20 protein-coding genes, 1 tRNA gene and 1 pseudogene are annotated in these 25971 nt (G+C 72.2%); 13 read left to right on the plus strand and 9 right to left on the minus strand.

Features of this window, described 5'->3' with window-relative positions:
• The first annotated feature begins 61 nt into the window (after nt 1-61).
• The gene (locus tag ACFXI4_RS01585) at nt 62-634 is read left to right on the plus strand and encodes a flavin reductase family protein (RefSeq protein ID WP_384987181.1); all 573 of its coding nucleotides are present in this window, start codon (nt 62-64) and stop codon (nt 632-634) included.
• Between the two features lie 135 nt (nt 635-769).
• Here the strand turns inward: ACFXI4_RS01585 and arfB are convergent, their stop codons facing one another.
• The gene (arfB, locus tag ACFXI4_RS01590; protein WP_384987183.1) at nt 770-1198 is read right to left on the minus strand and encodes an alternative ribosome rescue aminoacyl-tRNA hydrolase ArfB; all 429 of its coding nucleotides are present in this window, start codon (nt 1196-1198) and stop codon (nt 770-772) included.
• Between the two features lie 181 nt (nt 1199-1379).
• On the opposite strand from arfB, the gene ACFXI4_RS01595 reads away from it, so the two are divergent.
• Nucleotides 1380-1955, plus strand: coding sequence for a TerD family protein (locus tag ACFXI4_RS01595; RefSeq protein ID WP_351484356.1), 576 nt, complete (start codon nt 1380-1382; stop codon nt 1953-1955).
• 64 nt (nt 1956-2019) lie between these two features.
• Here ACFXI4_RS01595 and ACFXI4_RS01600 read toward each other — a convergent pair whose 3' ends face one another.
• Complete coding sequence (locus ACFXI4_RS01600; protein ID WP_384987420.1) at nt 2020-2250, minus strand: DUF397 domain-containing protein; 231 nt, start codon at nt 2248-2250, stop codon at nt 2020-2022.
• A pseudogene (locus ACFXI4_RS01605) lies at nt 2233-2832 on the minus strand (DUF5753 domain-containing protein); the annotation flags it as partial. The gene ACFXI4_RS01600 and the pseudogene ACFXI4_RS01605, both read right to left, overlap by 18 nt.
• A 161-nt stretch (nt 2833-2993) precedes the next feature.
• On the opposite strand from ACFXI4_RS01605, the gene ACFXI4_RS01610 reads away from it, so the two are divergent.
• The 3 genes from ACFXI4_RS01610 to ACFXI4_RS01620 all read left to right on the plus strand — a co-directional run bounded on the left by ACFXI4_RS01610 (nt 2994) and on the right by ACFXI4_RS01620 (nt 5063).
• Nucleotides 2994-3407, plus strand: coding sequence for an ATP-binding protein (locus ACFXI4_RS01610; protein ID WP_384987422.1), 414 nt, complete (start codon nt 2994-2996; stop codon nt 3405-3407).
• Between the two features lie 218 nt (nt 3408-3625).
• Nucleotides 3626-4477 (plus strand): helix-turn-helix domain-containing protein, encoded by an 852-nt coding sequence (locus tag ACFXI4_RS01615; protein WP_384987185.1) that lies wholly within the window; start codon nt 3626-3628, stop codon nt 4475-4477.
• 61 nt (nt 4478-4538) lie between these two features.
• Nucleotides 4539-5063 carry a GNAT family N-acetyltransferase gene (locus ACFXI4_RS01620; protein ID WP_384987187.1) on the plus strand — a complete coding sequence of 175 codons (525 nt, stop codon included), beginning with the start codon at nt 4539-4541 and terminating at the stop codon, nt 5061-5063.
• On the opposite strand, the gene ACFXI4_RS01625 is transcribed toward ACFXI4_RS01620, so the two are convergent.
• On the minus strand, nt 5060-6445 hold the full coding sequence (locus tag ACFXI4_RS01625) for a M1 family metallopeptidase (protein WP_384987189.1): 1386 nt from the start codon (nt 6443-6445) through the stop codon (nt 5060-5062). The genes ACFXI4_RS01620 and ACFXI4_RS01625 overlap by 4 nt on opposite strands.
• 37 nt (nt 6446-6482) lie before the next feature.
• On the opposite strand from ACFXI4_RS01625, the gene ACFXI4_RS01630 reads away from it, so the two are divergent.
• Entirely contained in the window at nt 6483-6983 is a 501-nt protein-coding gene (locus ACFXI4_RS01630; protein ID WP_384987424.1) for a hypothetical protein, read from the plus strand.
• 116 nt (nt 6984-7099) lie between these two features.
• Entirely contained in the window at nt 7100-12274 is a 5175-nt protein-coding gene (locus ACFXI4_RS01635; RefSeq protein ID WP_384987191.1) for a hypothetical protein, read from the plus strand.
• 24 nt (nt 12275-12298) lie between these two features.
• On the opposite strand, the gene ACFXI4_RS01640 is transcribed toward ACFXI4_RS01635, so the two are convergent.
• Nucleotides 12299-12985, minus strand: a complete 687-nt coding sequence (locus tag ACFXI4_RS01640; protein ID WP_384987193.1) for a pentapeptide repeat-containing protein — start codon at nt 12983-12985, stop codon at nt 12299-12301.
• 126 nt (nt 12986-13111) lie between these two features.
• Between ACFXI4_RS01640 and ACFXI4_RS01645 the strand changes: the two genes are divergently transcribed.
• The 3 genes from ACFXI4_RS01645 (at nt 13112) to ACFXI4_RS01655 (ending at nt 18541) form a co-directional block, all read left to right on the plus strand.
• Nucleotides 13112-13768, plus strand: a complete 657-nt coding sequence (locus ACFXI4_RS01645; protein WP_384987195.1) for a rhomboid-like protein — start codon at nt 13112-13114, stop codon at nt 13766-13768.
• Between the two features lie 9 nt (nt 13769-13777).
• A complete protein-coding gene (locus ACFXI4_RS01650) occupies nt 13778-15184 on the plus strand; it encodes an NAD(P)/FAD-dependent oxidoreductase (RefSeq protein ID WP_384987197.1) in 1407 nt (468 codons plus the stop codon).
• A 108-nt stretch (nt 15185-15292) separates the two neighbouring features.
• The gene (locus tag ACFXI4_RS01655) at nt 15293-18541 is read left to right on the plus strand and encodes a Tat pathway signal protein (protein ID WP_384987199.1); all 3249 of its coding nucleotides are present in this window, start codon (nt 15293-15295) and stop codon (nt 18539-18541) included.
• 62 nt (nt 18542-18603) lie between these two features.
• Here ACFXI4_RS01655 and ACFXI4_RS01660 read toward each other — a convergent pair.
• A tRNA-Thr gene (locus ACFXI4_RS01660) sits at nt 18604-18677 on the minus strand.
• Nucleotides 18678-18898: 221 nt separating this feature from the next.
• On the opposite strand from ACFXI4_RS01660, the gene ACFXI4_RS01665 reads away from it, so the two are divergent.
• From ACFXI4_RS01665 to ACFXI4_RS01675, 3 genes are all read left to right on the plus strand, one after another.
• Complete coding sequence (locus ACFXI4_RS01665) at nt 18899-20035, plus strand: sn-glycerol-3-phosphate ABC transporter ATP-binding protein UgpC (RefSeq protein WP_362714263.1); 1137 nt, start codon at nt 18899-18901, stop codon at nt 20033-20035.
• Between the two features lie 224 nt (nt 20036-20259).
• Nucleotides 20260-20721, plus strand: a complete 462-nt coding sequence (locus tag ACFXI4_RS01670) for a hypothetical protein (RefSeq protein ID WP_362714265.1) — start codon at nt 20260-20262, stop codon at nt 20719-20721.
• Between the two features lie 85 nt (nt 20722-20806).
• Entirely contained in the window at nt 20807-21538 is a 732-nt protein-coding gene (locus tag ACFXI4_RS01675; protein WP_362714267.1) for a nucleotidyltransferase family protein, read from the plus strand.
• Between the two features lie 114 nt (nt 21539-21652).
• Here ACFXI4_RS01675 and ACFXI4_RS01680 read toward each other — a convergent pair whose 3' ends face one another.
• The 3 genes from ACFXI4_RS01680 to cysS all read right to left on the minus strand — a co-directional run bounded on the left by ACFXI4_RS01680 (nt 21653) and on the right by cysS (nt 25896).
• Nucleotides 21653-23332 (minus strand): DoxX family protein, encoded by a 1680-nt coding sequence (locus ACFXI4_RS01680; RefSeq protein ID WP_384987202.1) that lies wholly within the window; start codon nt 23330-23332, stop codon nt 21653-21655.
• Nucleotides 23333-23459: 127 nt separating this feature from the next.
• Entirely contained in the window at nt 23460-24401 is a 942-nt protein-coding gene (gene rlmB / locus ACFXI4_RS01685) for a 23S rRNA (guanosine(2251)-2'-O)-methyltransferase RlmB (protein ID WP_384987204.1), read from the minus strand.
• A gap of 97 nt (nt 24402-24498) precedes the next feature.
• Nucleotides 24499-25896 carry a cysteine--tRNA ligase gene (gene cysS / locus ACFXI4_RS01690; protein ID WP_384987206.1) on the minus strand — a complete coding sequence of 466 codons (1398 nt, stop codon included), beginning with the start codon at nt 25894-25896 and terminating at the stop codon, nt 24499-24501.
• Between the last annotated feature and the right edge of the window lie 75 nt (nt 25897-25971).

Genomic DNA, 25971 nt, shown 5'->3' on the forward strand with positions numbered 1-25971 from the left:
GGACCCGGCTCGGGCGGATGGCCGATGCGGCTGCACAGGGGGCGACACTAGCGTTTCCGGCGTGCTGAAGACTCCCTCCCCCACCGCCGCAGAAGCCACCGGGCATGCTGTGGGGGTGAGCAACGAAGCGTTCAAGGCGGCCCTGGCCCGGCTCGCGGCGGGCGTGGTCCTGGTGACCGCGCAGGAGCCGCCGCTCGACCCGGACGACCCGCTGGCGCCGACCGGCGAGGACGTCGGCATGACCGCCACCGCGTTCATGTCGGTGTCGCTCGACCCGCCATTGGTGCTGGTCAGCCTGCGTGAGGGCTCCCGCATGGACGACCTGCTGGACGAACAGCCGCGCTGGGCGGTCTCCGTGCTCACCGAGAGCCAGCGCCACATCGCCGGCCGCTTCGCGATGAAGGGCCGCATCAGCGACCGCCTGCTCTTCGAGGACGTTCCGTACGTGCGAGGCGAGGCCTCGGGCGCGCCCCTGGTCGGCGGCGCGCTCGCGACCCTGGAGTGCCGCACCGAGCAGCGGGTGCCGGCCGGGGACCACACCCTGGTGATCGGCCGCGTCCTGACCGCCGAACTGCCGAGCGCGGAGGGCGGACCGCTGATGTATTTCCGGGGCCGATACCGGCAGCTGGGATGAAACCGCGCGGTCTGTTTTTCAATTCCCGCGGGCACACTTTCCGCGGCCGCACGGCGAAAGGCCGTTCGGCGGTGCGATGCGATCGCGAACGGAAAATCCCGGAGGGCATCCACAAGGCGGATCCGCCGTCGGCCACTACGACCAGTCGCGGCCCGACCGGCCCCGTTTGGTGTCCGACCGCTGCTTCTTCTCCCGCAGCCGGCGTTCATTGATACCGCGCGGGATACGGGTCGGCATGCGGGGCTTGGGCGGGGGCGCGGTGGCCTCGGCGAGCAGGGCCGCGAGGCGTACGGCGGCGGTCTCGCGGTTGCGCCACTGGGAGCGGTGCTCGGACGCCCTCACGACGACCACGCCGTCGACGAGCCGCCCGGCCAGCCGTGCCAGCGCCCGCTCCTTCCACACCGGCGGCAGCGCCGCGGTGTTCGCGAGGTCGAAGCGCAGCTCCACCTGCGAGTCACTGGTGTTGACGTGCTGCCCGCCCGGCCCGGACGACCGCGAGAAACGCCAGTTGAGCTCGGCCTCGGGGAGCGAGACGGAGCCGCGGATGGGATACGGACCGGCCATGCCCCCATGGTCGCGCGGCTGACCGGCACACGTCACGCGAATATCGCCCTTCACCCGTTTGGCAAAGAAAGTAAAGCGACCTGGAACCTTCGGTACCCCTCGTGGCGTTCATACGGGTAGCTGTAGCTTCAAGCCCGTACGCCGCACGGCCGTACGCAAACGAGGGAAAGGACTCCCGACCATGGCTGTAAGCCTGTCCAAGGGTGGCAACGTCTCGCTCACCAAGGAGGCTCCGGGCCTGACCGCCGTCACCGTGGGCCTGGGCTGGGACGTCCGCACGACCACCGGCACGGACTTCGACCTCGACGCCTCGGCGATCGCGGTCAACACGCAGGGCAAGGTCTACTCCGACGCCCACTTCGTCTTCTTCAACAACAAGCAGACGCCGGACAACACGATCGTCCACACGGGCGACAACCGCACGGGTGAGGGCGCCGGCGACGACGAGGCGATCAACGTCAACCTGGCGGCCCTCCCGGCCGACATCGACAAGATCGTCTTCCCGGTCTCGATCTACGACGCGGAGACCCGCTCGCAGAACTTCGGCCAGGTGCGCAACGCCTACATCCGCATCGTCAACCAGGCCGGCGGCGCCGAGATCGCCCGCTACGACCTCTCCGAGGACGCGGCCACCGAGACGGCGATGGTCTTCGGCGAGCTGTACCGCAACGGCGCGGAGTGGAAGTTCCGCGCGGTGGGCCAGGGCTACGCGTCCGGCCTGGTCGGAATCGCCCAGGACTTCGGCGTCAACGTCTGACGGTCGCGGCTCGCCGCGCTGTACGGGAGCCCCTGGTACGACACCGGGGGCTCCCGTCCTGCGTTCAGCTCCCCGCCGTGTACGCCACGAAGGGCCCCCAGGCGGATAGGGCCAGGACGAGCCGGGGGCCGGGGGCGGAGGGCTCATGCGTGTACGTGTACTTGGAGTCGCGGACGTGGATGGCGGTGGGGGTCGGGGCTGTTTCGAGGCAGGACTCGCCGTTGGTGCCACCGCTGTAGCTGCTCTTGAACCACACCAGTTCGGCGGGCTCCACGGAGGAGGCGTTGCGGATCATGTCTGCCTCCAACAGGCGTTCGAGCTGCTGCCGCCACACCATTGTGCCTCCAACCTGCCGGCGCAGCGGCGCCTCTTCCAGCACGAAGTGCATGGACGGAGCCGGATCGCGCTCGAAAACCGACTGCCTGGCCAGACGTGCCGTCACCGTGCGCTCCACGTCGTCCGGTGAATAGGGCGGTTGCGCGGCGAAGATCACGGCTCGCGCGTACTCAGGAGTCTGAAGCAGCCCGGCGATGATGTTGCACTCGTACAAGCCGATCTCAACGGCCTGCGCCTCCAACTTGGCCGGCTCCCGTACCTTCTTCGGGTAGCGGACCTTCTTCACGTCCTCCCACATCGCGGAAACCTGTCCACCCGCGTCCAGGACCTCGTCCGCCCGGTTCAGGTACTCCTGACGGCGAATCCGCTTCCCGCCCTCGACCTGTGGACCATGTCCTCGCCGTAGCCGACGACCTCCCCGAACTCGGCGGCCCGCCGCCTCCCGCCGCAGCTTCAGCTGACGCCCGACCGTGGCGACGACCGCCACGCCCCGGTCGTCGTCCGGGTCGACCTCCCGGCCCGGCTCGGTCACCTCGCCCATCCCACTCCCCTTAGTGCCGTACGCCCGTGCCCGACAGCCAGGACAGCACCGGACAAGGGCCGGACAGCCACCGTACGCAACGGCTCCGTCACTGTTCACGGTACGCAGGCCCGGCCACGCTGAGTGATGTGAACGACGAAATCTCCACCCCCGTCCGCAACATGAGCCTGCGGCTCTCGTCCACGCCCCGGGGCGCCCGCCTGGCCAGGCTGCTGGCCGCCGAGCAACTGCGCGCCTGGAGGCTTCCCCTGGACCCGGCGAGGCAGATCGTGGCCGAGCTGGCGGCGAACGCGGCGACGCACGGACGGGTACCGGGACGCGACTTCGACCTCACGCTCTACGTCGTGGGGGACACCCTGCGCATCGAGGTCACGGACACACGGGGTGACCGCCCTCCGCACCCCCAACCGTTCGCGCCGGACGCCGAGTCGGGCCGGGGCCTGGTCCTCGTGGAGGCACTCGCCGACAAGTGGGGCGTGACCCCCGGACTGTCGCCCCGCAAGACGGTGTGGGCCGAGGTCGACGTGCGACCGGGGCCCGGGAACGCGGGCTTCGGCCCCGAGGGACGTCAGTGACCAAGGAACGAAACGAGGAGAAAGAACCCCACCAAGCCCCACCCCTCCCGCCCGTCGCGCAGCGTCACTCCCGCGAGTGAATATGCCCAACTCGACTGGCTTTGGGGAGGGTTGCCTGCCCTACGCTCAGCGAAACGACCGCAGAAAAATTTCGGCCCCCGCCGGGACGAGCAATCCCAGTGCGAGGGCCTGACCACCTAGGAAGCACCACCTTCCCGATGGATACGAAAAACCCTAGCGCGCCCTCGGGCGCCGAGTCCCGTGTTGCCGCCAAGAAGCACCCGAACCGGGGGTCCGGGGGACTTCTGCACGACAACTCCCGCCACACCTCCCACTTCGTGGTGATCGGCAACCACCTGGCCCAGCACTCCACCCTCTCGGCGCTCGCGATCGGGCTGGGCGTGCACATCCAGTCGCTTCCCAAGGGCGCCCAGGTCGACATCAAGAGCCTGGCGATCCGCTTCCCGGAGGGCAGGAACCGGATCGCCGCCGCGTTGAACGAGCTGGAGGCCGAGGGCTATCTGCGGCGCGAACGCGAGCGGATCGCCGACGGCCGGATCATCACCCGCACGGTCTCCTGCAACCAGCCCGCCCACCGCGCCCGCCGACCCGAAACCGTGGCACGGCCCGGGACACCGCGGAAGCCCGCCCGCAAGAAGGCCCTGCCACCCGTACCGCGCCCGGCCTGCCCCTCCCCCGCGCTCGTCCAGAAGGCCGTCGACATCCTCTCCGACCTCCGCCGCCACGACTCCCGGCTGCTGCTGTCGGCCGCCGACACCGAACACCTGGCACCCGGGGTCGCGGCCTGGCTGGAACGGGACGTCACCGCCACCGCCGTACGCCACGCCCTGACCGCCGACCTGCCGGCGGAACCCCTGATCCGGCCGGCCGCCTTCGTGGCCCACCGCCTGACGGACCGGCTTCCCGCGCCGCCTCCCTTCCGCGCGCCGGATCCCCCGCCGGCCACGCCCACCCGGATGCACAACTGCGAGGGCTGCGACAGAGGCTTCCGCTCCCCCGCGCCCGGACTCTGCCGCGACTGCCGAAGCGATCTCCCGGAGGGGACCTAGTCGGCGACTGGACCGTCGCGAGCGACGGCCTGCCCCGCTGTCCGCCGGATAAGTTGCCCGCATGATCCTCGCCCCGCTCCCCCTCACCCCCGACCACGACATCCCGGCCCCCCTTCTCACCGAGCTGACCGCGCTGTACGCCTCCGACCGGGAGTTCCAGGCGCTCAGCGGGGACTTCCCGGATCCGGACGACATCCGGCCTGAGCAGGTGGCCGGCGCGCTCGCCGACGAGTTGGCGAATCCGGACGTCGAGGTGTTGCTGGCGCGTGCCGAGGGGCGGCTGGTGGGGGTGGTGATCACGCTGGCCCGGCATCCCGATCCGGCCGATCCCGATCCGTGGATCGGGCTGCTGATGGTGGACACGGCGGCGCGGGCACGCGGGTACGGGCGGCGGATCGCGGAGGGGGTCGAGGAGCGGTTCCGGATGGCCGGGCGGGACGCCGTGCGGCTCGCCGTGCTGGAGAACAACCCGAAGGGGCTGGCCTTCTGGACGGCCCTCGGGTACGAGGTGATCGGGCACCGTCCGGACCGGCGGCTCGGGCGGCCGTGCGCGGTGCTGCGCAAGGAACTGGTTCCGGGCTCCTAGGGTCTCGGCGGCTTGCCGTCGCCGTGCAGCCAGGTCTTCCAGACGGCGGAGAAGTCCTTGCCCGGCGCCTTCTGCTGCACGTACGCCGTGAACTGGGCCGTGTCCGCGTTGCCGTGGCGGTGGGTGGCGGCCCAGCCCTGGACGATGTCGTAGAACGTGTCGTCGCCGACGGTCTGGCGGATCTTCTGCAGGACCATCGCACCGCGGTCGTAGACCGGCCGCTCCGAGATGTACGCGGCGCTCGGGGGGTCGGCCGGCGGGAAGCCCCAGAGGGTGGAGTCGTCCGTGGGGGTGGCATAGACCTTGTCGAAGGTCTGCTGGGCGCTCGGGCCGCCGTGGTCCTCGTCCCAGAGCCACTCGGCGTAGGTCGCGAAACCCTCGTTGAGCCACATGTCCCGCCAGGTCCTCGGGGTGACGGAGTCGCCGTACCACTGGTGGGCGAGTTCGTGGACGAGGGTCGCGGTGTCCGGGGCGCCGGGGAAGACGGGCCGGTTCTGGGTCTCCAGGGCGTACCCGGCGTCCGCCGGGCGGTCCACGATCGCGCCGGTGGAGGAGAAGGGGTAGGGGCCGAAGTTGTACGCCTCCCACGCGATGATCTCGGGGATCCTCGCCAGGACCGCGCGGCTCGCCCTCGCCTGGGTGGGGTCGACGGCGGTGTACACCGGCAGGCCGTCGGGGAGGGTGGCGCGGGTGACCGTGTAGTGGCCGACGGCGACCGTGGCGACGTAGCTCGCCATCGGCTCGGCGGTGTGCCAGACGAAGGTCGTACGGCCGTTCCTCGTCGTCTCGCTCTTCAGTTCTCCGTCGGAGACGGCCTGGAGGCCCTCCGGGACGGTGACCGTGATGTCGTACGACGCCTTGTCGGAGGGGTGGTGGCCGCCGGGGAACCAGGCCATGGCGCCGACCGGCTCGCCGAGCCCGAGCGCGCCGTCCGCGGTGCGCAGCCAGCCCTCCTTCGAGCCGTCGGGGTCGGTGATCGTCTCCGGGCGGCCCGAGTAGCGCACGGTCGTGGCGAAGGTCTCGCCCTTGTCCAGGCCGTCGTGCGGGCGGACGGTCAGCTCCTGCCCGGCCCGGTTCCAGCGGGCCTCCTTGCCCTCGACGGTGACCCCGTCGACGTGGAGTCCCCGCAGGTCGAGGTCGAAGGCGGACAGGTCCCGGCCGGCCCGGGCGGTGATCACGGCGGTGCCGGTGAGGAGGCCGCTGTGGGGGTCGTAGGCGAGCGTGAGGCCGTAGTGGCCGACGTCGTAGCCGCCGTTGCCCGCCTTGGGGAAGTAGGGGTCGCCCACGCCCGCGCCGCCCGGGGCGCCGCGCACCCCGCCGTCGCACGCGGCCAGTGTGAGGCAGAGCAGTGCGGCGGGGAGAACGAGCACGGATCGGGGCACGCACGTGATCGTAGGACGACATGACACCATCGACGACGTGCTCGACATCGGCTATGCCCTCTCCAACCGGTTCCCGGACCCGCCCCAGACCGACTACCGGCGGGTGGACGTCCACGCGCTGCGTCACGACCTGTTCTGCGGGGACGTCTACCTCGCGGACACCAAGGCGGACCGGGAGCTGTCCACAGCCTGGGGATGGGTGCCGGTGCTCGACTTCGCGTGGGCGCTGTGCGACATCGTGGAGCGGATCGACCGCGACCCCGCCGGATCCCGGGCCGCCCGGCCGCAGCACGCGGAACTCGACTTCACCGAGTCCACCGACCGCATGCTCTTCGAGCGCCGCTTCGGCTGGGTTGACGTCGAGGCGGACTGGATGCCGGCCGAGGAGCCCCCGCTCACCTTCTCCCACACCGAACTGCGCCGGGAGGCACGGGACTTCCTGCACGACCTGATCGCCGACCTGACCGACATGCACGAGGGCCTGGCCGACAACCCGGCGATCTGGACGCTCCAAGCCCGTTTCCCGAGGGTCTCGTAGGCTTCCGGACGGTTGAACGACGTTTGGATGTACGGAAGTTGACCGCCCAGCCAGGCGGGAGTGACAAGTGAGACGGAAGGCGTTCCGCCTGACCCGGCCGCCTTTACGTTGACTCCGTGCGGACGCAGCGACAGCCAGGCGACAGCGGAAAAGATGCCTCTGACGGGGTCTCCCGGGTACCGGTCACCGCCAAGCCCCTCGGCCCGACCGTGCCCGTCGGGCCGGCGGAAAACGCGATGCTCGCCCTCCAGGGCAAAGCGGGGAACGCGGCCACCACAAAGGCGCTGCGGAACGCCAAGGGGAAGGGCGTCGCCCGGCCCTCGGCGGTACGCGGCCGGCCGGTGCTGCCCGTGTCCCCCATCGAGGAGGAACGCACCGAGCCGGGACTCGTGCTCCCGTCCTACCTGATGGACTTCCAGGCGGCCGGCCTGTCCACGGCCTACGGGCTGACCGGGCACGAGTTCGTCCGAAACGCGGTGGCCGCGGTGGTCGGGCACGGCGACGGCGAGGTCGCCGGCATCGGCGCCGAACTCGCCGCACGCCCCGAGTCGTTCTACGGACAGGGCCGCGCCTTCACGGTCCAGGGCAAGGACGGCAAGGACTGGTACGACGTCACCGTCGGCATCACCCGCGCCCCCGACGACCGGCCGCCGGCCTTCCACCCGAAGGACCTGCTCGCCAGGACCCTGCCGGACCAGGACGGGACGCCGCTCGCCGCACTGGACGAGGCCGAGGGCAAGGACACCAAGGTCGACGTCCAGCACAACACCGCCGCCACCGTCGCGACCACCGCGAGCGGCGGGTCCGGCAAGGGCCTGGGCGGCATGGCCTTCGGGCTCGCGCCCGTCGTACCGGGGCTGTGGCTGGGCGGGGCCGGGCTGGCGAACGCACAGCCCTGGCAGTCCTCGCGGGAGTCCCGCAGCCAGCGCAACGTGGCCGAACCGCGGGTGCTGCGCAGCGAGAAGGGCTCGGTGGAGGCACCACGCAAGGTGCGGTACGGCGTACGGGTGAAGCGGCAGGGCGGCCGGGCCGCGACGCAGCCCGCGCAGACCTTCCACGGCTCGGGCACCCTCACCCAGCGCGTGCCCACCGAGCACCTGGTCCCGGCGGGCACCGCGGCGCCCGCCGCTCCGGCGCCCCTCCAGGCGGCCACCGCCCGGCGCGTCACGCTCGCCGACTCGATGGCTCCGGTCGCGGTGACCGACGGCGCCGCCCCGCACCAGGGCGGCGGCGGGCTCTTCGACGCGGTCGCCGGCGTCCTGCATCCCTCCCTCACCGCGCCCGGCGCGCCCGGCCGTGCCCGGCTCCACGAGGCGACCTCGACGGCGACCGTCCTGGAGGACCTGCCCCGGCTGCTGCGCGACGGCGTCACCGGCGAGGACCTGGCGTCCAAGGACGGCAGCAGCCTCGGCAGCTACCGCATGCGAGCCGACATCACCGGCATGTCGCCCGCCTGGGGTACCGGCGCGACGCAGCTGCGCACCCATCAGCAGACCCAGCACACGGTCACCGAGAGCGCCGGCAAGGGGCGTGCCGTCACCGGCGGTCTGGGGCCGGCCATCGGCGTCGGAGCGGCCGGCAACGCCGCCGTCGTGCGGGCCACGGCCATGCCGGTCGCGGCGGCCCGCAAGGCGCGGTTCACGGTGGCCGAGCAGACCGTGTCCAGTCGCCAGGGCGCCGAGGTGCGCGGCGACAAGGTGCTCTACCTGGCGACCGTGCAGTTCACCGCGGAGGGCACCGGGCAGCGCTCCGCCGAGATGATCCTTCGCCCCGGGACCCGCGTCGCCCGGCACTCGATGCAGGTGTGGATGAGCCTGCGGGCCGACGAGGCGCAGTCGCTCGGGCTGCCGCTGCCGCCCGGAGCCAAGGCCGAGGAGTTCATCGAGAAGCCCAGGCGGACCGACGGGAACGGCGCCGAGACCGACGTCGAGCGGCACCTCCCGTTCGGCGCCATGGGCTCCAGCGTCACCCTCAGCCAGCTCGACACCGGCCCCATGGTCCGGGCCGTGCAGGAGCTGTTCGCGACCGATCCCCGGCTGGCCGGCTACCTGCCCGCCTTCGGTACCGACGCGGTGGCCTCGACGCCCGGCAAGGAGGAGGCCGCGCTCCAGCGGCGCAACCACCGCGAGCTGATGGCCGCCCTCTCCGAGACCAACCTGCGGGTCAACAAGGACCAGCTGACCACGACCGGCATCCGGGTGCGGCTGCGCCGCAAGACCACCCTGCACGCCCACGACGTGCAGCTCCGCGTCCGGGGGCAGCTCCGCGAGACCGGCTACCTCGGCGACACCGACAACTGGCTGGTGCGCAGCCACTCCGGTGTCACCGGCAACGCGCAGAGCGGACGCAGCAGTTCACGTTCGATCGGCGGTCTCGTACTCGCGCAGGCCAGGATCGTCCCCGGCATCCTGACCGGCTCGGCCCGCTACGAGAGGCACCGAGCCGGCACCCGCCGCAACCAGGCCGGCCCCACCACCCGTACCGACATCCTCACCAACGGCTCCGAGAAGGCCAGCACCTTCGGGGCCGCCCTGCGTCTGGACGTCGACGTCACCATGACCTCCCGGCAGCGCAAGCTCGGCCGCGCCCTCACCCCCGGCTCCCCGGGCCGGGACGCGCCGCAGGCCACCCCGCTGGCGGGCCTGCACCTGGACGAGCAGGACGTACGGCTGGTCACCCCGACGGAGTTCACCCTCGACGAGGAGGGCCGGCAGCGGAAGGACGCGGTGCGCGACCGGCGCCGGGCGCAGGCCCCGCGACCCGACCACGCCGTCACCGCCGAGGGCATCGGCGACCTGGCCACGCTCGTGCCCCGGCCGTCCGCCGGGCAGGCGCTGCGGGACTGGCAGCTGGTGGAGACGGTCGGCGACGGCCGGGCCGTCCGGGACCTCGCCTTCCAGCTGCTGTCCCGGGCCGCCGCCCGCAACAAGGGCGTCCGGGAGGATCCCGCGCTCCAGACCGAGGGGCTGGCACCGCGGCTGGCGATCGAGGAGCGGTTCGGTCCGCAGGCCATCACGGCGTCCCTGCGGCAGGCCGTGTCCTCCGGATGGGTGGTCAAGAACCTGCGCTTCCCGCGGCGGCTCGCCGCGCTGAACGGGGCGGTGGGCACCCGCCTCACGCTGGCCAACCCGAAGTTCCTGCACCGGGGCGCGGGTCCGGGCACCGAGACCTTCGTGCTCGGCGGCCACCAGGCGGCCGGCCAGGAGGGGCAGGGCACCACCAGCACCTGGCAGGTCGGCGCCACCGGCTCGGAGAACGGCCCCGAGTGGCGGCTGGGCCAGGGGCTGTCCGGGAGCCGCACCACCAGCGCGGGCGACGCCCGGTCCGCGGCCCTGTCCGGCACGGTCGAGCGCAACGCGCACACCCCCAGGAAGGCGCCGCTCTACCTGGTCCAGTGCGACCTGCTCGTCACCATGGTCGCCGAGGTCGAGGTCACCGGCGGCGGCCCCTACGTGGCGACGGCCGCCCGCACGCTGCCGGCCGAGGCGGCGGTGTGGCTGACCGAGGCACAGCTGCCGGCCCCGATCCGCAGGCAGCTCGGGCTCGACCGTGAACCGGCACCGCTGACGGGGCCGCCGCCGTCCCGGCCGGGGCGGCGGGCCGCGGAGAGCTCCCGGGCGGGCGCCGGGCGCGAGGCACGCGAAGGCGACCGGGGAGAGACGGCGGGCCGGACGGGGTCCACCACGTCCGCGCGGCCGCGTGCCACCGGCCCGTCCTTCGACCGCTCGCTGCCCCTCGGCTTCGGCATGATCGAGAACCTGCCGAACTTCGTGCCGCTGCTGGCCCGGCTGCGTACCCGCCTCGCGGAGAGCGGGCAGCAGGGTCTCGCCGACGACCTGCTGCCCCGGCGCCAGCTGGCCGACCGCAACGACAACGTGCAGCGGCTGCTGCGCGTCCTGGACCGCGACGGCAGCGCCGGCCTGCTCTCCGGCGCCATGGACGGCGGGGTCACCGTCGAGCTGTTCGACGGCCGCAGAACCCCCTACTGGGCGGTGTTCAAGGTCAACCGCCTGGGCGACGGCAGCCACGACGGTGCGGCGGACGACGGCCGGGACCTGGAGTACATCACCGCTGCCGTCGCCCAGCAGGCCACCTCCCACGACGAGGGGGTGTCGACCGGCGTGGAGGGGATCTTCGCCGGTTCCGGCAAACCGGACGGCGGCGTCGGGCAGCTGAAGAGCATGGGCGGTGCGGCGGGGCTGGGCGTCGGTTCGGGCGGCTCCCGGCGCTCCGGCACGGCGGGCCGTGGCCAGCTCGGCATGAAGACGGTCGCGGAGGCCAAGACCGCGAAGTCGTCGAAGATGCGGATACCGATCGAGGCGACCCTCGAACTGCACCGCGGCGACCGCCGGGTGGCGCTGGTCTCCCTGGGCCGCCAGGCGGTCACCCACCGCGTCCTGGACAAGGACCTGGCCGCCCTCGGCCGGCTGACCGCGCCGCGCCACCAGCCGGTGGCCCCCGCCCCCGGCCCGCGCGGCGAGGGCCCGGCCGCGCTCGGCGCCTGGCGCTCCGGCGGTGTGCGGCTGCCGATGGAGGCGCAGGTGAACGGCTTCCAGGGCGCCCCGCAGATCCGGGAGCTGGTCGGCTCCGCGGTCCGGGAGGCGGGCGGCGGCGACCGCTTCCGGTCCACGGGGCAGGCCGCCGCGTACACCCTGCACGAGGCCGTCTCCACCGAGTGGCTGATCGCGGCGCTGCCCCTGCTGACCTCCGCCGGAGCCGAGCTGCCCCCGGTGCACGCCACCGGAGCGGCGGGCCAGGACCTGCGGGCGTCCCTGCACGGGCGGCTGCGGGACGGGCGGGTGCTGGGCGTCGGCGACAAGATGACCTTCGAGACGGTGGGGCAGAGCCACCTGGACGCGCCCCGGCCCACCCAGACGGACGGTCTGAGCTCCGCCGACCACGGCAGGACGGCACGCGGCCTGGCGGGAGCGGGACTGCTCAACGCCGACGAGTTCCGCCTCAACCAGCTGATGGGCAACGCCGGTGGCAGCGGCGGGGCGGCGGACGCGGCGGTGAACGCGTCCGGTTCGATGCCGCTGCACAAGCCCAAGGCCGCGTCGGTCCTCGTGCAGTTCACGCTGGACGTGCGGGTGGTGGCGAAGGTGAACAACCGCGTGCTGGCCGGCCGTACCGGCACCGCCGTGCGGGAACTGACCCTGCCCCGGCCGGTGGTGGTCCGCATGCCCGAAGGGGCGGTCCGCCGCCTGCTGGCCACCCAGCAGGACCGGCTCCGGGACCCGGACGACCACCTGGGCCTGCGGAAGACGGCCGCGGCCACGCCCCAGGACTGACCGGGGCGGCCGGTGCGCCCCGGCTCACCCCTCCACGCGGATCCCCAGCTGGACCGCCAGCACCGGGGCCAGGTCCAGCAGTTGGGACATGCTGATGACCGCCCCGGCCAGTCGCTCCACCCCCCTGCTGATCTCCAGGGAGGCGGCGCCCCGCAGATCGACGTCCTTCATGGTCGCCCCGGTGAAGTCGGCCTCCTTCAGGGCGCAGTCGACGAACTCCACCCGCTCCAGGACGGCGTCGCCGAAGTCCGGCTCCACCAGCACGCACCCTTCGAAGACCACGTCCCTGAGCCTGGCCGTACGCAGGTTCAGGTAGTCGATCTTGCCGCCGCGGACCACCACCCGCTCCAGGACGGCACCGTGCAGCTGGGTGCCGCCCAGGCGGGCGTCGACCAGCTCGACGTCGCGGAGGGTCGCGTCGGCGAGGTCGGTGCCGACGCCTCTCGGCCCGGTGAGGACCGTGTCCAGCAGGCGGGCGTGGCGCAGCCCCGTCTCGTCGAAGGCGCAGCCCGTCAGCGCGCAGTCCATGAACCGGGCCCCCGCGCCGTCCTGCCCGACGAAGTCCGCCTCCCGGAAATCCAGCCCGTCGTAGTCCCCGTCCGGTTCCAGCTCGCCGCCGCCCCAGGGTTCCAGCTCGGGCAGCCGCACCTCCGGCCGCCGCGCGCCCTTCACCTTGCCACCACCGGACCCGCCGGCCGCTGTCCTCGCCATGCCCCCATCTTGCAGGCCGCCACTGACAACGGAGGGGCCCGGGACCGGCGGGGGCGGGGGCCGCAGATCGGCCGCTCCGGAATGTCACTCACCCGTACGACGCCGCGACCGTGCATGAATCGCCTCATGCGAATTTTCCGGGGCCTCGGCGGCAAGGCGTGGGAGTACGTCCGCAGCGCCCCCGGCACGTATGTCTGGCTGGCGGTTCTCTTCGTGACGTCCGTCGCGCTGCACCACATGTCACCGGAGTTCGAGCAGCAGTTCCTGCGGCAGCGGTCCACCAACATCCGTGAGCTGTCGGACAACCCGGTGCGGGTGCTGGTCGCCAGCGCGATGTGGATCGGGGGCGGCCACTGGGTGCCGTACGCCTTCCTCTACACCGTCTTCCACACACCCGCGGAACGCTGGCTCGGTACGGTCCGCTGGCTGCTGGTGTGCGTGGCCGCGCACGTGCTGGCCACCCTGATCAGCGAGGGTGCGCTGCTGAAGGGCATCCATGACGGCATCGCCCCGCACTCCGCGGTCAACACCCTGGACATCGGGGTGAGTTACGCGCTGGCCGGGGTGGTCGCGGTGCTCACGTACCGGATCGCGACGCCGTGGCGGTACGCGTATCTCGCGGTCGTCCTGCTCGTGTACGGGCTGCCGCTGGCCGAGTCGCCCACCTTCACCGACCTCGGGCACTTCGTCGCCGCGCTGATCGGTCTCGCCTGCTATCCGCTGGTCAGAGGCCGTGGAAAAGCATGGAATCCGAAGGAGACACCGGCCACCTTCAAGGGCTAACGTCCGGCCATGAGCAGCTCGGCAAGCAGTGTCGTCAACGGTGGCGTCTCCTTCTGGTACGCGAACGACGGCCTCCCCGCGGTACGGGAGCCGCTCGACGGGGACGCGTCGGCGGACGTGGTGATCGTGGGCGGTGGCTGCACCGGCCTGTGGACCGCGTACTACCTGAAGAAGGCCGCCCCCTTCCTCCGCATCACCCTCCTGGAGCAGAAGTTCTGCGGCTACGGTGCCTCCGGCCGCAACGGCGGCTGGCTCTACAACGGCATCGCCGGCCGCGACCGGTACGCGGCACTGCACGGCCGCGACGCCGCCGTACGGCTGCAGAAGGCCATGAACGAGACCGTCGACGAGGTCGTCGCGGTCGCCGAGACCGAGGGCATCGACGCCGACCTGCACAAGGGGGGCGTACTGGAGGTGGCCACCACCCCGGCCCAGCTGGCCCGGCTCAGGGCCTTCCACGAGCACGAGCTGTCGTACGGCGAGCAGGACCGCGAACTGTACGGCGCCGGGGAGACCCGGGAGCGGATCCGCGTCGCCGACGCGGTGGGCGGCACCTGGACCCCGCACGGCGCCCGGCTGCACCCGGTGAAGCTGGTGAAGGGGCTGGCGGCGGCCGTGGAGGCGCTCGGGGTGCGGATCCACGAGTCCACCCCGGTGACCGAGATCCGCCCGAAGCACGCCGTCACCCCCTACGGCACCGTCCGCGCCCCGTACATCCTGCGCTGCACCGAGGGCTTCACCGCGAACCTCAAGGGGCAGAAGCGGACCTGGCTGCCGATGAACTCCTCGATGATCGCCACCGAGCCGCTGACCGACGAGCAGTGGGAGTCGGTGGGCTGGGCGGGCCGCGAGACCCTCGGCGACATGGCGCACGCCTACATGTACGCCCAGCGCACCGCCGACGGCCGGATCGCACTCGGCGGGCGCGGGGTGCCGTACCGGTTCGGTTCGCGGACGGACAACGACGGCCGGACACAGGAGGCGACGATCGAGGCCCTCCGCGAGATCCTGGTGCGGTTCTTCCCGTCCCTGGCGGGACTGGCGGTGCAGCACGCCTGGTCGGGGGTGCTCGGAGTCCCGCGCGACTGGTGCGCGACCGTCACCCTCGACCGCTCCACGGGGCTCGGCTGGGCCGGCGGATACGTCGGCTCCGGTGTCGCCACCACCAACCTCGCGGGCCGGACCCTGCGCGACCTCGTCCAGCTCGACTCCGGACAGGCCGGCCGCACCGACCTGACCGAGCTGCCGTGGGTGAACCACAAGGTCCGCAAGTGGGAGCCGGAGCCCTTCCGGTGGCTGGGCGTCCAGGGCATGTACGCCACCTACCGCGCCGCCGACCAGCGCGAACGCCTCCGCCCGAGCACCGACTCGTCCCGCCTGGCAAAGCTCGCGGACCGGGTGGCGGGACGCCACTGACGCACCGCACGGGACAGCGGGACCCGGGCGCCGCCCAAAAGCCGCTGAACCTGTGTCACACCTGTGTGCGACCATCGCCCCAACATCCGTATTTCCAGGGGGGAATCGATGGCGCACCCCGTGCCCGGCACCGGCTTCGGCCCGACGGCGAGACCCGGGCGGCTCACCGCCGTGACCGTCCTCGTCGTGTCCCTGCTCGCCTCGCTGCTCACTCTCGTCGGCGCCGGATCCGCCCGCGCCGACGACCCGGTGTGCGCGCCACTGGCCCTCGCGCCCTTCGGTGACCCCGGGGACGCGGAGGCCGAGGTGTCGGTGCCGGCGGACGGCAGTACCTGCTTCGCCCTCACCGCCGAGGCACCCGGCCTGCACCTGGTCTCCCTCGGCGCCGGCAGCAGTGACCTCTACCCGCAGCTGTACACCGCCGATGGCACCCAGCTCGACTGCTACGACAACGAGTACGGCGTCAAGGGCTGGTGCGACCTGCCGGCGGCCGGCGCCTACACCCTCAAGGTCGTCAACACCGGCTGGGACCTCGCCGCCTCGACGCTCACCGTCGTCCCGCTCGGCTCGGCCACGCCGGGCTGCTTCGACCCGGCCGGCACCGGCTGGGACCAGCCGCTCGCCACCCGGACCAGCGTCAGCCCGGCCGAGGTCGACTGCCAGCCCTTCACCGGACAGCCCGGCGAGCGCATCCGCCTCACCGCCGCCACCTCGGTCTACGGCAGCACCACCGCATGGCTCACCGACACGACCGGAGCCCGCGTCTGCCCGCACTTCCCGGAGGACGGCGAGGACGGCTGCGTGCTGACCGGCAGCGGCCCCTACCGGGTGATCTCCCAGGTCACCTACTCGGAGAACGGCTTCCCGGCCGGGTACACGGTCGCCGCCCGTCGCCTCAACGACCCGCAGGGCTGTACCAGCGCCCCGGTCCGCCCCTACGGCGCCCTGGACCCGCAGAACCTCACCGTCGGCGGCTGCTACACCTTCACCACCGACAAGGCCGGCCCCTACACCGTCCACTACGTCAACGAGGACCGCGGCACCGGCCCGGTCCAGGTCTACGGCACGGACGGCAAGTCCGTGTGCCGCTCCGGCACCGACCCGTGCCGGGTGCCCGCGGCCGGCACCTACACCGCGATCCCCGAGGGCACCGCCCGCCAGGGCGTGATCGTCCTCGGCCGCGCCTCCGACACCGGGTGCGTGCCCACCGGGTACGGCCTGCACCAGGGCGAACTGCGGACGCCCGGCCAGTACGACTGCCTGACCCTGCCGGCCCCGCACAACGCCCGGATCGCCGTGCTCACCCCGCTCGTCTCCGCCGGCGTCCACGCCGACGTGGAGGTCGTCGACGCCGACGGCACCGCCCAGTGCGACGCCCAGGCTCTCTCGGACGGCGACTGCGCGCTCACCGGCACCGCGCCCTACCGCGTGCTGCTGCACAGCGAGTACCAGGCCGAGGGCGCGACCGGCTCCTACGCCCTCGCCCTGCACCGCACCGACGCTCCCGAGGGCTGCCCCGTACTGCCCGCCGGCAGCTTCGCGGCCGACGGCGCGAAGGCCGCGTTCGCCACCGGCGACGGGGTCTTCTCGCAGTGCCTCGGCATCCCGGCGGGTGCCCACACGGGCGCCGAGCTGTTCCAGCTGACCACGACATCCGGGGACGTACCCGCGAAGTTCTCGGTGCTGGACTCCACCGGAAAGAAGGTCTGTGAGCACTACGCCACCACCGACGGCTGGTCCGTCTGCTCGCTCACCCCGGGCAAGGCCCACACCGTGCTGGTCACCGGTCAGGACAGGACGGCCGCTTACACGCTGACCCGCCGGGACGTCACCGCCTCCGCCACCTCCGCGGGCTGCGCGAAGACCGTGGCGGCGAAGGTCGGCGGTCCCTCGGTGAAGCGCGGTTACGGCGCCGCCGGCACCGTCGACTGCGTCCAGGTCACCACCCCCGCCGCCACCGACGTCGTCCACGTCAACGTGCGGGACGCACTGGGTACGGCGAGCCTCGCGGTGCTCGGCGGCGACGGCAGGACCGAGTGCTCCTTCCGCAACAGTGCCTGCGCGGTCACCGGCTCCACCACCCACCAGGTCCTCGTCCAGACCCCGGCAGGCCGGCAGGCCTCCCCGGTGTACCACCTGGACGCCCTGCGCATCGCGACCGCCGAGGGCCCCGCGCCCGAGTGCACCCGGGTCCCGTCGGTCTCCTACGGGTACGGCCCGGTCACCGGCACCCTCGACGAGGCGCACAGTGCCGTCTGCGCGGTCCTGCCGACCGCCGGTCTCGACAGGTTCTCCGCCGAGATCAAGGACACCGCCGGCGCGACCGCCACAGCCGTACCGGCGCTGTACAATCCGGCGTCCTGGCGCAACGGCTGCGTCCACTACATCGACACGGACGGCGACGGCTACGACTGCGCAACGCTCGGCTCGTCCGCGGCGGCCACCCCGACCGTGTTCCTGCTCAGCCTGCCCGAGGCCGCGTCCAGCACCGCCTACAGCGCCCGGCTGGCCTGCTCCGCCCCCCTCTGCGGCACCGACAAGGTGAGCGTCACGGGGATCAGCCCGGCCACCGGAGCGAGCGGCACGAAGGTGAAGGTGACGGTCACCGGCACCGCGCTCGGCCCGAACACCGAGGTACGGCTGAGCCTGTCCGGCCGGACGATCTCCGCGAAGGCCGACTCGGTCGCATCGGACAACCGCTCGATGACGGCCACCCTGGACCTGACCGGCGCGGCCGTCGGGGACTGGAACGTCAGCGTGTTGTCGTTCTGCTGCGAGTACCCGAGCGGCGGCTTCACGGTGACCGAGCCCCGGCTGGCCGGCACGGCCGCCCCGAAGATCACCGGCACCGCCAAGGTCGGCGCCAAGGTCACCGCCACGACCGGCAGCTGGTCGGCGGCCCCGGCCTCCTACACCTACCAGTGGAAGGCCGACGGCAAGGCGATCTCCGGGGCGACCGCCGCGTCGTACACCGTCCCGGCGGCCCTGCTCGGCAAGAAGCTCACGGTGACCGTGACGGCCGGGAGGAGCGGCTGGCTGAGCGGGTCCGCGACCTCGGCCGCGGTGACGGTCGCGAAGGGGGACGCGCCGAAGGCGACCAGGGCGCCGACGATCAGCGGCACGGCGAAGGCCGGCAGGAAGCTGACGGCGGCGCACGGCACCTGGAGCCCGGCGGCGACCTCGTACGCGTACCAGTGGTACGCGAACGGCAAGGCGATCGGCGGCGCCACCAAGTCCACCCTGACCCTGAAGGCGGCCCAGAAGGGCAAGAAGATCACCGTGCGGGTCACGGCCCACCGCACGGGCCACAGCGACGGCACGGCGACCAGCAAGGCGACGAAGACGGTCACCGGCTGACCCCGCCCCGACAGCCGGCGGCCCCCGCGATCACGGATCGCGGGGGCCGCCGGCCGGGACAGAGCCCCCTGTCGGATTCGAACCGACGACCTACGCATTACAAGTGCGTTGCTCTGGCCAGCTGAGCTAAGGAGGCCTGCGCGTGGGCGTGCCGCTCGCGTGCCAGAGCAGTGTACCCAGCTCCCCGGCGGTGCCCGTCGAAAAATTGCCGCGAAGTTCACACGCCTCCAGGTACTGACATACACGGTGAACGCCAGGTACCGTCCTGACCCAGTTCACTCTCGTGGACTACACCAACCACCTTCCTACAACGGATCGTCCGGCACGTTCCTGCCGGTAGAAGGGGGCCTCTGAGCCATGGCCACTGTTACGTTCGACAAGGCGACCCGGATCTACCCGGGCTCCACCAAGCCCGCCGTAGACGGACTCGAGATCGCGATCGAGGACGGGGAGTTCCTCGTCCTGGTCGGTCCCTCCGGTTGCGGCAAGTCCACCTCGCTCCGGATGCTCGCGGGGCTCGAGGACGTCAACGCCGGCGCCATCCGCATCGGTGACCGCGACGTCACGCACCTGCCGCCCAAGGACCGGGACATCGCCATGGTGTTCCAGAACTACGCCCTCTACCCGCACATGACGGTCGCCGACAACATGGGCTTCGCGCTCAAGATCGCCGGCGTCAACAAGGCGGAGATCCGGCAGAAGGTCGAGGAGGCCGCGAAGATCCTCGACCTCACCGAGTACCTGGACCGCAAGCCGAAGGCGCTCTCCGGCGGTCAGCGTCAGCGTGTCGCGATGGGCCGCGCCATCGTGCGTGAGCCGCAGGTCTTCCTCATGGACGAGCCGCTGTCCAACCTGGACGCCAAGCTCCGTGTCTCGACCCGTACGCAGATCGCGTCCCTCCAGCGCCGTCTGGGCATCACCACCGTCTACGTCACCCACGACCAGGTCGAGGCCATGACGATGGGCGACCGCGTCGCGGTCCTCAAGGACGGTCTGCTCCAGCAGGTCGACTCGCCGCGCAACATGTACGACCGCCCGGCCAACCTCTTCGTCGCCGGCTTCATCGGCTCCCCCGCCATGAACCTGGTCGAGGTCCCGATCACCGACGGCGGTGTGAAGTTCGGCAACAGCGTGGTCCCGGTCAACCGTGAGGCGCTCCAGGCCGCCGCCGACAAGGGCGACCGCACCGTGACCGTCGGTGTCCGTCCCGAGCACTTCGACATCGTCGAGCACAACGGCGAGGCCGCGGCCTCCCTCACCAAGGACACCGAGGACGCCCCGGCGGGTCTCGCGGTCTCCGTGAACGTCGTCGAGGAGCTCGGCGCCGACGGCTACGTCTACGGCAGCGCCAAGGTCGGCGACGACCTCAAGGACCTGGTCGTCCGCGTCAGCGGCCGCGCGGTCCCGGACAAGGGCGCCACGCTGCACGTCGTGCCGCGGCCGGGCGAGACCCACGTGTTCTCGACCTCCACGGGCGAGCGTCTCTCCGACTGAGCGATCAAAGAGAGAAACCTCTGACCAGGGTGAACTTGCCCAGGTTGACGGAAAGGGCCCCGCGGCCTGCTGCGGGGCCCTTTCCGTTGCCCAGAATTACCCCGGCAAGCGGGTTGTTTTCGAGCAGCGTGCGTCAACCCCCTACCCAAAACGAGGCTTTTCTCCATCCCCCGAACCGGTGACTAAATGTCGCCAAATCATTACCGCACGCTACCCTCACACGCGTGAAGCACTCCACCACCCCTCAGACGCGACGCGGCCACCGGGGCGGCCCTGCCCGCCGGATCGGCCGCACTCTCGCCCTCGTCCTGCCCGTCGTCCTGGTGCTCTCCGGGACCCTCGCCGTCACCCGCGTCAACTGGACGGGAAGCCCGCGGAACTCGGTGCTCACCGCGACCGACGTGACCGACGCCGACGTCTCCTCCAAGGCCGTCTCGCGGGCCCCCCAGGACGTTCTGCGCGACCAGTTGATGACCGAGCTCCAGGACAAGAACCCGAGCCAGGTCCTCACCCACCTCCAGCAGGCGGTCAACGGCCACCCGTCGCTGGCCGAGCACTGCTCGTCCATCGCCCGGGCGCTGGGCCGGGCCGCGGTACGCATCTACGGCGCCTCGCGCGCCCAGTCGTACGCCCGCCCGGTGTGCGACACGTCCTTCGCGTCCGGCGTGCTGGCGGCGCACAGCTGAACAGCGGCCGGTCGGCAGGTAACGGGTTCCCGCTGCCGCCGTACCGCGGGAAACCCGTCCGGGGGCGCGTCGTACAGTTCGGGGCATGACCCATCCGAACGCCGCGTCGCGCCCCACTCAAGCCGTGGTCCTGGCCGGTGGCCAGGGCTCACGGCTTCGTCCGTACACCGACGACCGGCCGAAGCCGATGGTCGAGATCCCCGGTACGGGCACCCCGATCATCGGCCATCAGTTGACCTGGCTCGCCGAAGAGGGCGTCACGGACGTGGTGGTCTCCTGCGGCCACCTCGCGGACGTCCTGCGCACGTGGCTCGACTCGGCCGACCTGCCGCTCTCCGTCACCACGGTGGTGGAGAGCGAGCCGCTGGGCCGTGGCGGCGGCCTCAGGTACGCCGCCAAGCACCTTCCGCACACCGACCGGCCCTGGTACGCCACGAACGGCGACATCTGGACGCGGTTCTCGCTGCGCGACATGGCCGACTTCCACACGGAGCGGGACGCGGTGGCGACGCTCGCGCTCGCCCGGCCGCGGATCCCCTGGGGCGCGGTGCAGACGGACGGCTTCGGGCACATCACGGACTTCATCGAGGCACCGCCGTCGACGTTCGAGATCAACGCGGGCGTGTACGTCTTCTCGCCCGAGTTCGCCGAGATGCTTCCCGAGCGGGGAGACCATGAGCGGACGACGTTCCCGCACCTCGCCCGGAGCAACCGGCTGGCCGGGTTCCCGATTCCGCAGGGGGCCTACTGGCGGGCCATCGACACGGCGAAGGACCTGACGGAGGCGGCGAAGGAGCTGGCCGCGCTGGGGCGGTAACCCCGCGCTCCTCCGGTACCGCGCGCCCCGCGCCCCGCGCTCCCACGGGCCACGGCGAGGGCCCCGCACCTTTCACGGTGCGGGGCCCTCGCCGTCGGACCAGCTGCCGTCGCACTAGCCCAGCAGGCCGCCGACCAGGCCCGGCTGGCCCGAGGAGGTCGAGCCGCCGCCGGTACTGCCCGTACCGGTGCCCGTGCCGCCCGTCGAGGAGCTGCCGCCGGTGGCGGTGCCGCCCGAGGAGGGGCCTGCCGTGGTCGGGGCGGGCGCCGTGTGCTGCGGTGGGGCCTGGCCCGTGGTGCCCTGGGTCTGGCTGGGGGTGGTCGTGGTCGCGCCCGTGCCGCGGGTCGCACCCGGGGTCGTCGCCGCGTGCGAGGGGCTCGTGGTCACGCGGCCCGACGGGGGCGTCGAGGCCGACGGGGTCTTCGCCTTGTGCTTGGCCGACTCGCCCGGCAGCGGGGAGCCCGGGAGGTTGTTGCGGGGTGCCTCGCCGGGGCCGGGGACGACCACGCGGCTGGAGTCACGGACCGCGCCGCCCAGCAGGGAGCCGACCAGGAGGGTGATGCCGATGGTGACGGCCGTGATCAGGGCCCCGCGGCGGAGCACGTAGGCGCGCAGGTCCCAGATGTCGGAGTGCGGGCCCAGCCGTCGCCAGGCGCTGCCCGCGAGACGGCCGTCGACGGAGTAGACGGGGGCACCGGCGATGATCAGCGGGGACCAGGCGGCGAGGTAGATGATGTCGGGCGCGTCGTACGCGGGGACGGTCTTCCAGCTGACGGTCACGATGAGCGCGGCGGAGAGCAGTGCGCCGACGACCGCGGCCACCCGCTGCCAGCAGCCGAGGACGGTCAGGACGCCGACGATCACCTGGAAGAAGGCGATGACCAGGCCGGAGCCGACCGGGTGGTGGAGGGCGAACTGGCGCAGCGGCTCGGCGACGTCCCAGGGATGCAGCGTGTTGAGCCAGGTGACCATGGAGCCGCGCTTGCCGCCGTCGAAGTAGACGGGGTCGCACAGCTTGCCCATGCCGGCGTAGATGGAGATGAAGCCGAGGAAGATCCGCAGCGGGAGCAGGACCACGCCCAGGTTCATCCGGCGGCCGGGGTAGTAGGCGTGCCGGGCCGGGTCGTCGCCGTGCCGCCTGGTCGCGGACGGCTCCTCGAAGTCCTCGAACTCGTCGTCGCCGTAGGCCTGGCCGTCGTAGGCCGGGTCACCGTAGGACGGTCCGCCGTAAGCCGGTTCGTCGTAGGCGCTGCCGGCCGTCCGCATGGGCGGCAGCAGTCGGGTCTCGCCCGAGGCGGGGGAGCGCGGATGACCGACCACCGGGGTCTCGACGGTCTGGTCCAGGTCGCCGTAGCCGTCGCCGACGCGCGGGATGACCTGGGTCGCGCCGGCCGGTTCGACGGCCTCCTCTGCATACCGGACGCTACCGCCGCGCACGGCCTGGAGCAGCCGGTGGGCGCCGGTGTCGTCGGGCGCGGACCTGCCGCTCCACACGACCGGACGGCGACGGCCCGGCGCCGCCCCCGAGCTGCCCGCCGTGCCGGCGCCCGGGATGCGCGCGGTGTCCTCGGTGGCGATCAGGTTCCGTGCGCCCCGGGGAGACTGGGTACGCCGTGTCGATACGCCCAGCTGCACGCGGAAACTCGCGTGGTTGACGATGACCTGCGCCGGATCGCTCGGCACCTTCACCATGCTCAGCGCGGGAGCGTCGTCGGGCCCGGAAGCGAATCCGGAGCGGAATCCCGGCGAGCGGTCCCGCGTGGGAGTGCGGGGTGTTCTGGTGTCCACACTCATCTAACCGAGTGACGTGGAGTTAGGACACTGCTTTGACCGCCCCGAAGTGTCCGGACCCCGTCAAGGATGTGCAGGACGTCGGAATTACCCCGTGCAGGCGAGGTTGCGAACGCCTGTTCAGTCGCCGTCAGCCCCGCTGCCGAGCCGCCTCGTAGAGCACGATCCCGGCCGCCACACCGGCGTTGAGCGACTCGGCGCCGCCCGGCATCGGGATCCGTACCCGGTAGTCGCAGGTCTCGCCGACCAGCCGGGACAGGCCCTTGCCCTCGCTGCCCACGACGATGACCACGGGGCCGGAGAGCGCCTCCAGGTCACCGACCTTGTGCTCGCCGTCGGCGGCCAGTCCGACGACCACGATGCCGGCCTTCTTGTACGCCTCCAGCGCCCGGGTGAGGTTCGTGGCCCGGGCCACCGGCGTGCGGGCCGCCGTACCGGCCGACGTCTTCCAGGCGCCCGCCGTCATACCGGCCGCACGCCGCTCGGGCACGACCACGCCGTGGCCGCCGAAGGCGGAGACGGAGCGGACGACCGCGCCGAGGTTGCGCGGGTCGGTCACCCCGTCCAGGGCGACGATCAGCGGGTCCTCGCCGTCGTCGTACGCGGCCGCCGCCAGGTCCTCGGGGTGCGCGTACTCGTACGGCGGGACCTGGAGGACCAGGCCCTGGTGGTTCAGGCCGTTCGTCATCCGGTCCAGCTCGGGGCGCGGCGCCTCCATGAGGTTGATGCCACCGCGCTCGGCGGCGAGCTGCAGGGCCTCGCGGACCCGCTCGTCGTTGTCGATGAACTGCTGGACGTAGAGCGTCGACGCGGGGACGCCCTCACGCAGCGCCTCGACGACCGGGTTACGGCCGACGACCAGCTCCGAGGTGCCCTTGCCGCCCCGGCCGCGCGGCGCGGGACGGCGTACCGTCTGCTTCGTCTTGGCGTTGGCGATCCGGTTCTTCTTGTGTCCCTTGCGCATCTCGGCGGGCGGGGTCGGTCCCTTGCCCTCCAGGCCTCGGCGCCGCTGGCCGCCACTGCCGATCTGCGCGCCCTTCTTGCCGGACATGCGGCGGTTGTTGGCTGCCATGGGTACCCGTCTCCGTAAGCTTCGATTCGTACGTACGTGTTATGCAGTGTGCCGCCCGGGGGGCCGGGCGGCACAGTCGATCTTGATTGACCGGTGGTCAGGACCTGAGCGTCCAGCGGGGGCCCTGGGGGCTGTCCTCGATCGCGAGACCGGACTGGCTCAGCTGGTCGCGGATGGCGTCCGCGGTCGCCCAGTCCTTGCGGGCCCGGGCCGACTCACGCTGGTCGAGGACGAGCCGGACGAGACTGTCGACGACCCCGTGCAGGTCTTCGCCCTTCTCCGCCGCGCCGGTCCAGTGCGCGGCGAACGGGTCGAGACCGAGGACGCCGAGCATGGCGCGGACCTCGGCGAGGCGGGCCACCGCGGCCTCCTTGTCGTCCGCGGCCAGCGCGCTGTTGCCCTGCCGGACGGTGGTGTGCACGACGGCCAGCGCCTGCGGGACGCCCAGGTCGTCGTCCATCGCCTCGGCGAAGGCCGGCGGGACCTCGGACGAGGGCTCCACCACTCCCCCGGCCAGCTCCACCACGCGCTGCGCGAACCCCTCGATCCGCGCGAACGCCTGCTCGGCCTCGCGCAGGGACTCCTCGCTGTACTCGATCATCGAGCGGTAGTGCGGGGTGCCGAGGTAGTAGCGGAGCACGATCGGGCGCCACGTCTTGACCATCTCGGAGACGAGGACCGAGTTCCCGAGGGACTTCGACATCTTCTCGCCGCTCATGGTGACCCAGGCGTTGTGCACCCAGTACTGGGCGAAGTCGTCGCCGTAGGCCTTGGCCTGGGCGATCTCGTTCTCGTGGTGCGGGAAGATCAGGTCGAGGCCGCCGCCGTGGATGTCGAAGGCCTCGCCGAGGTACTTGTGGGCCATCGCCGAGCACTCCAGGTGCCAGCCGGGCCGGCCACGGCCCCACGGCGTCTCCCAGCTGGGCTCGCCCGGCTTCACGGACTTCCACAGCGCGAAGTCCCGCTGGTCCCGCTTGCCGGTCTCGCCCTCGCTCCCCGGCTGACGGAGGTTGTCCAGCTCCTGGTTGGAGAGCTGGAGGTAGTCCGGGTAGGAGTGCACGTCGAAGTAGACGTTGCCGTCGGCCTCGTAGGCGTGTCCGCGCTCGATCAGCCCGCGCATCATCTCGATCATCTCCGGTACGTGCCCGGTCGCGCGGGGCTCGTACGTCGGCGGGAGGCAGCCGAGCGCGGTGTAGCCGTCGTTGAACGCGCGCTCGTTCTCGTAGCCGATCGCCCACCAGGGGCGGCCCTGGTCGGCGGACTTGGTGATGATCTTGTCGTCGATGTCCGTGACGTTCCGGATGAACGTCACGGCGTAGCCGCGGTATGCGAACCAGCGGCGCATGATGTCGAAGTTCAGGCCGGAGCGGATGTGCCCGATGTGCGGTGCCGCCTGCACGGTGGCACCGCAGAGGTAGATCGAGACACAGCCCGCGGTGAGCGGGGCGAAGTCACGGATCTGCCGGGCGTTGGTGTCGTACAGACGAATAGTCACGGCACCTAGGGTAGTGGGCCCGCGGGAGTGAGTGGGACCGGTCCGTGCGGCGCAGTGGCCGGGCGCGGGATGCGC

The organism is Streptomyces sp. NPDC059224 (assembly GCF_042754285.1).
Taxonomy (GTDB): domain Bacteria; phylum Actinomycetota; class Actinomycetes; order Streptomycetales; family Streptomycetaceae; genus Streptomyces.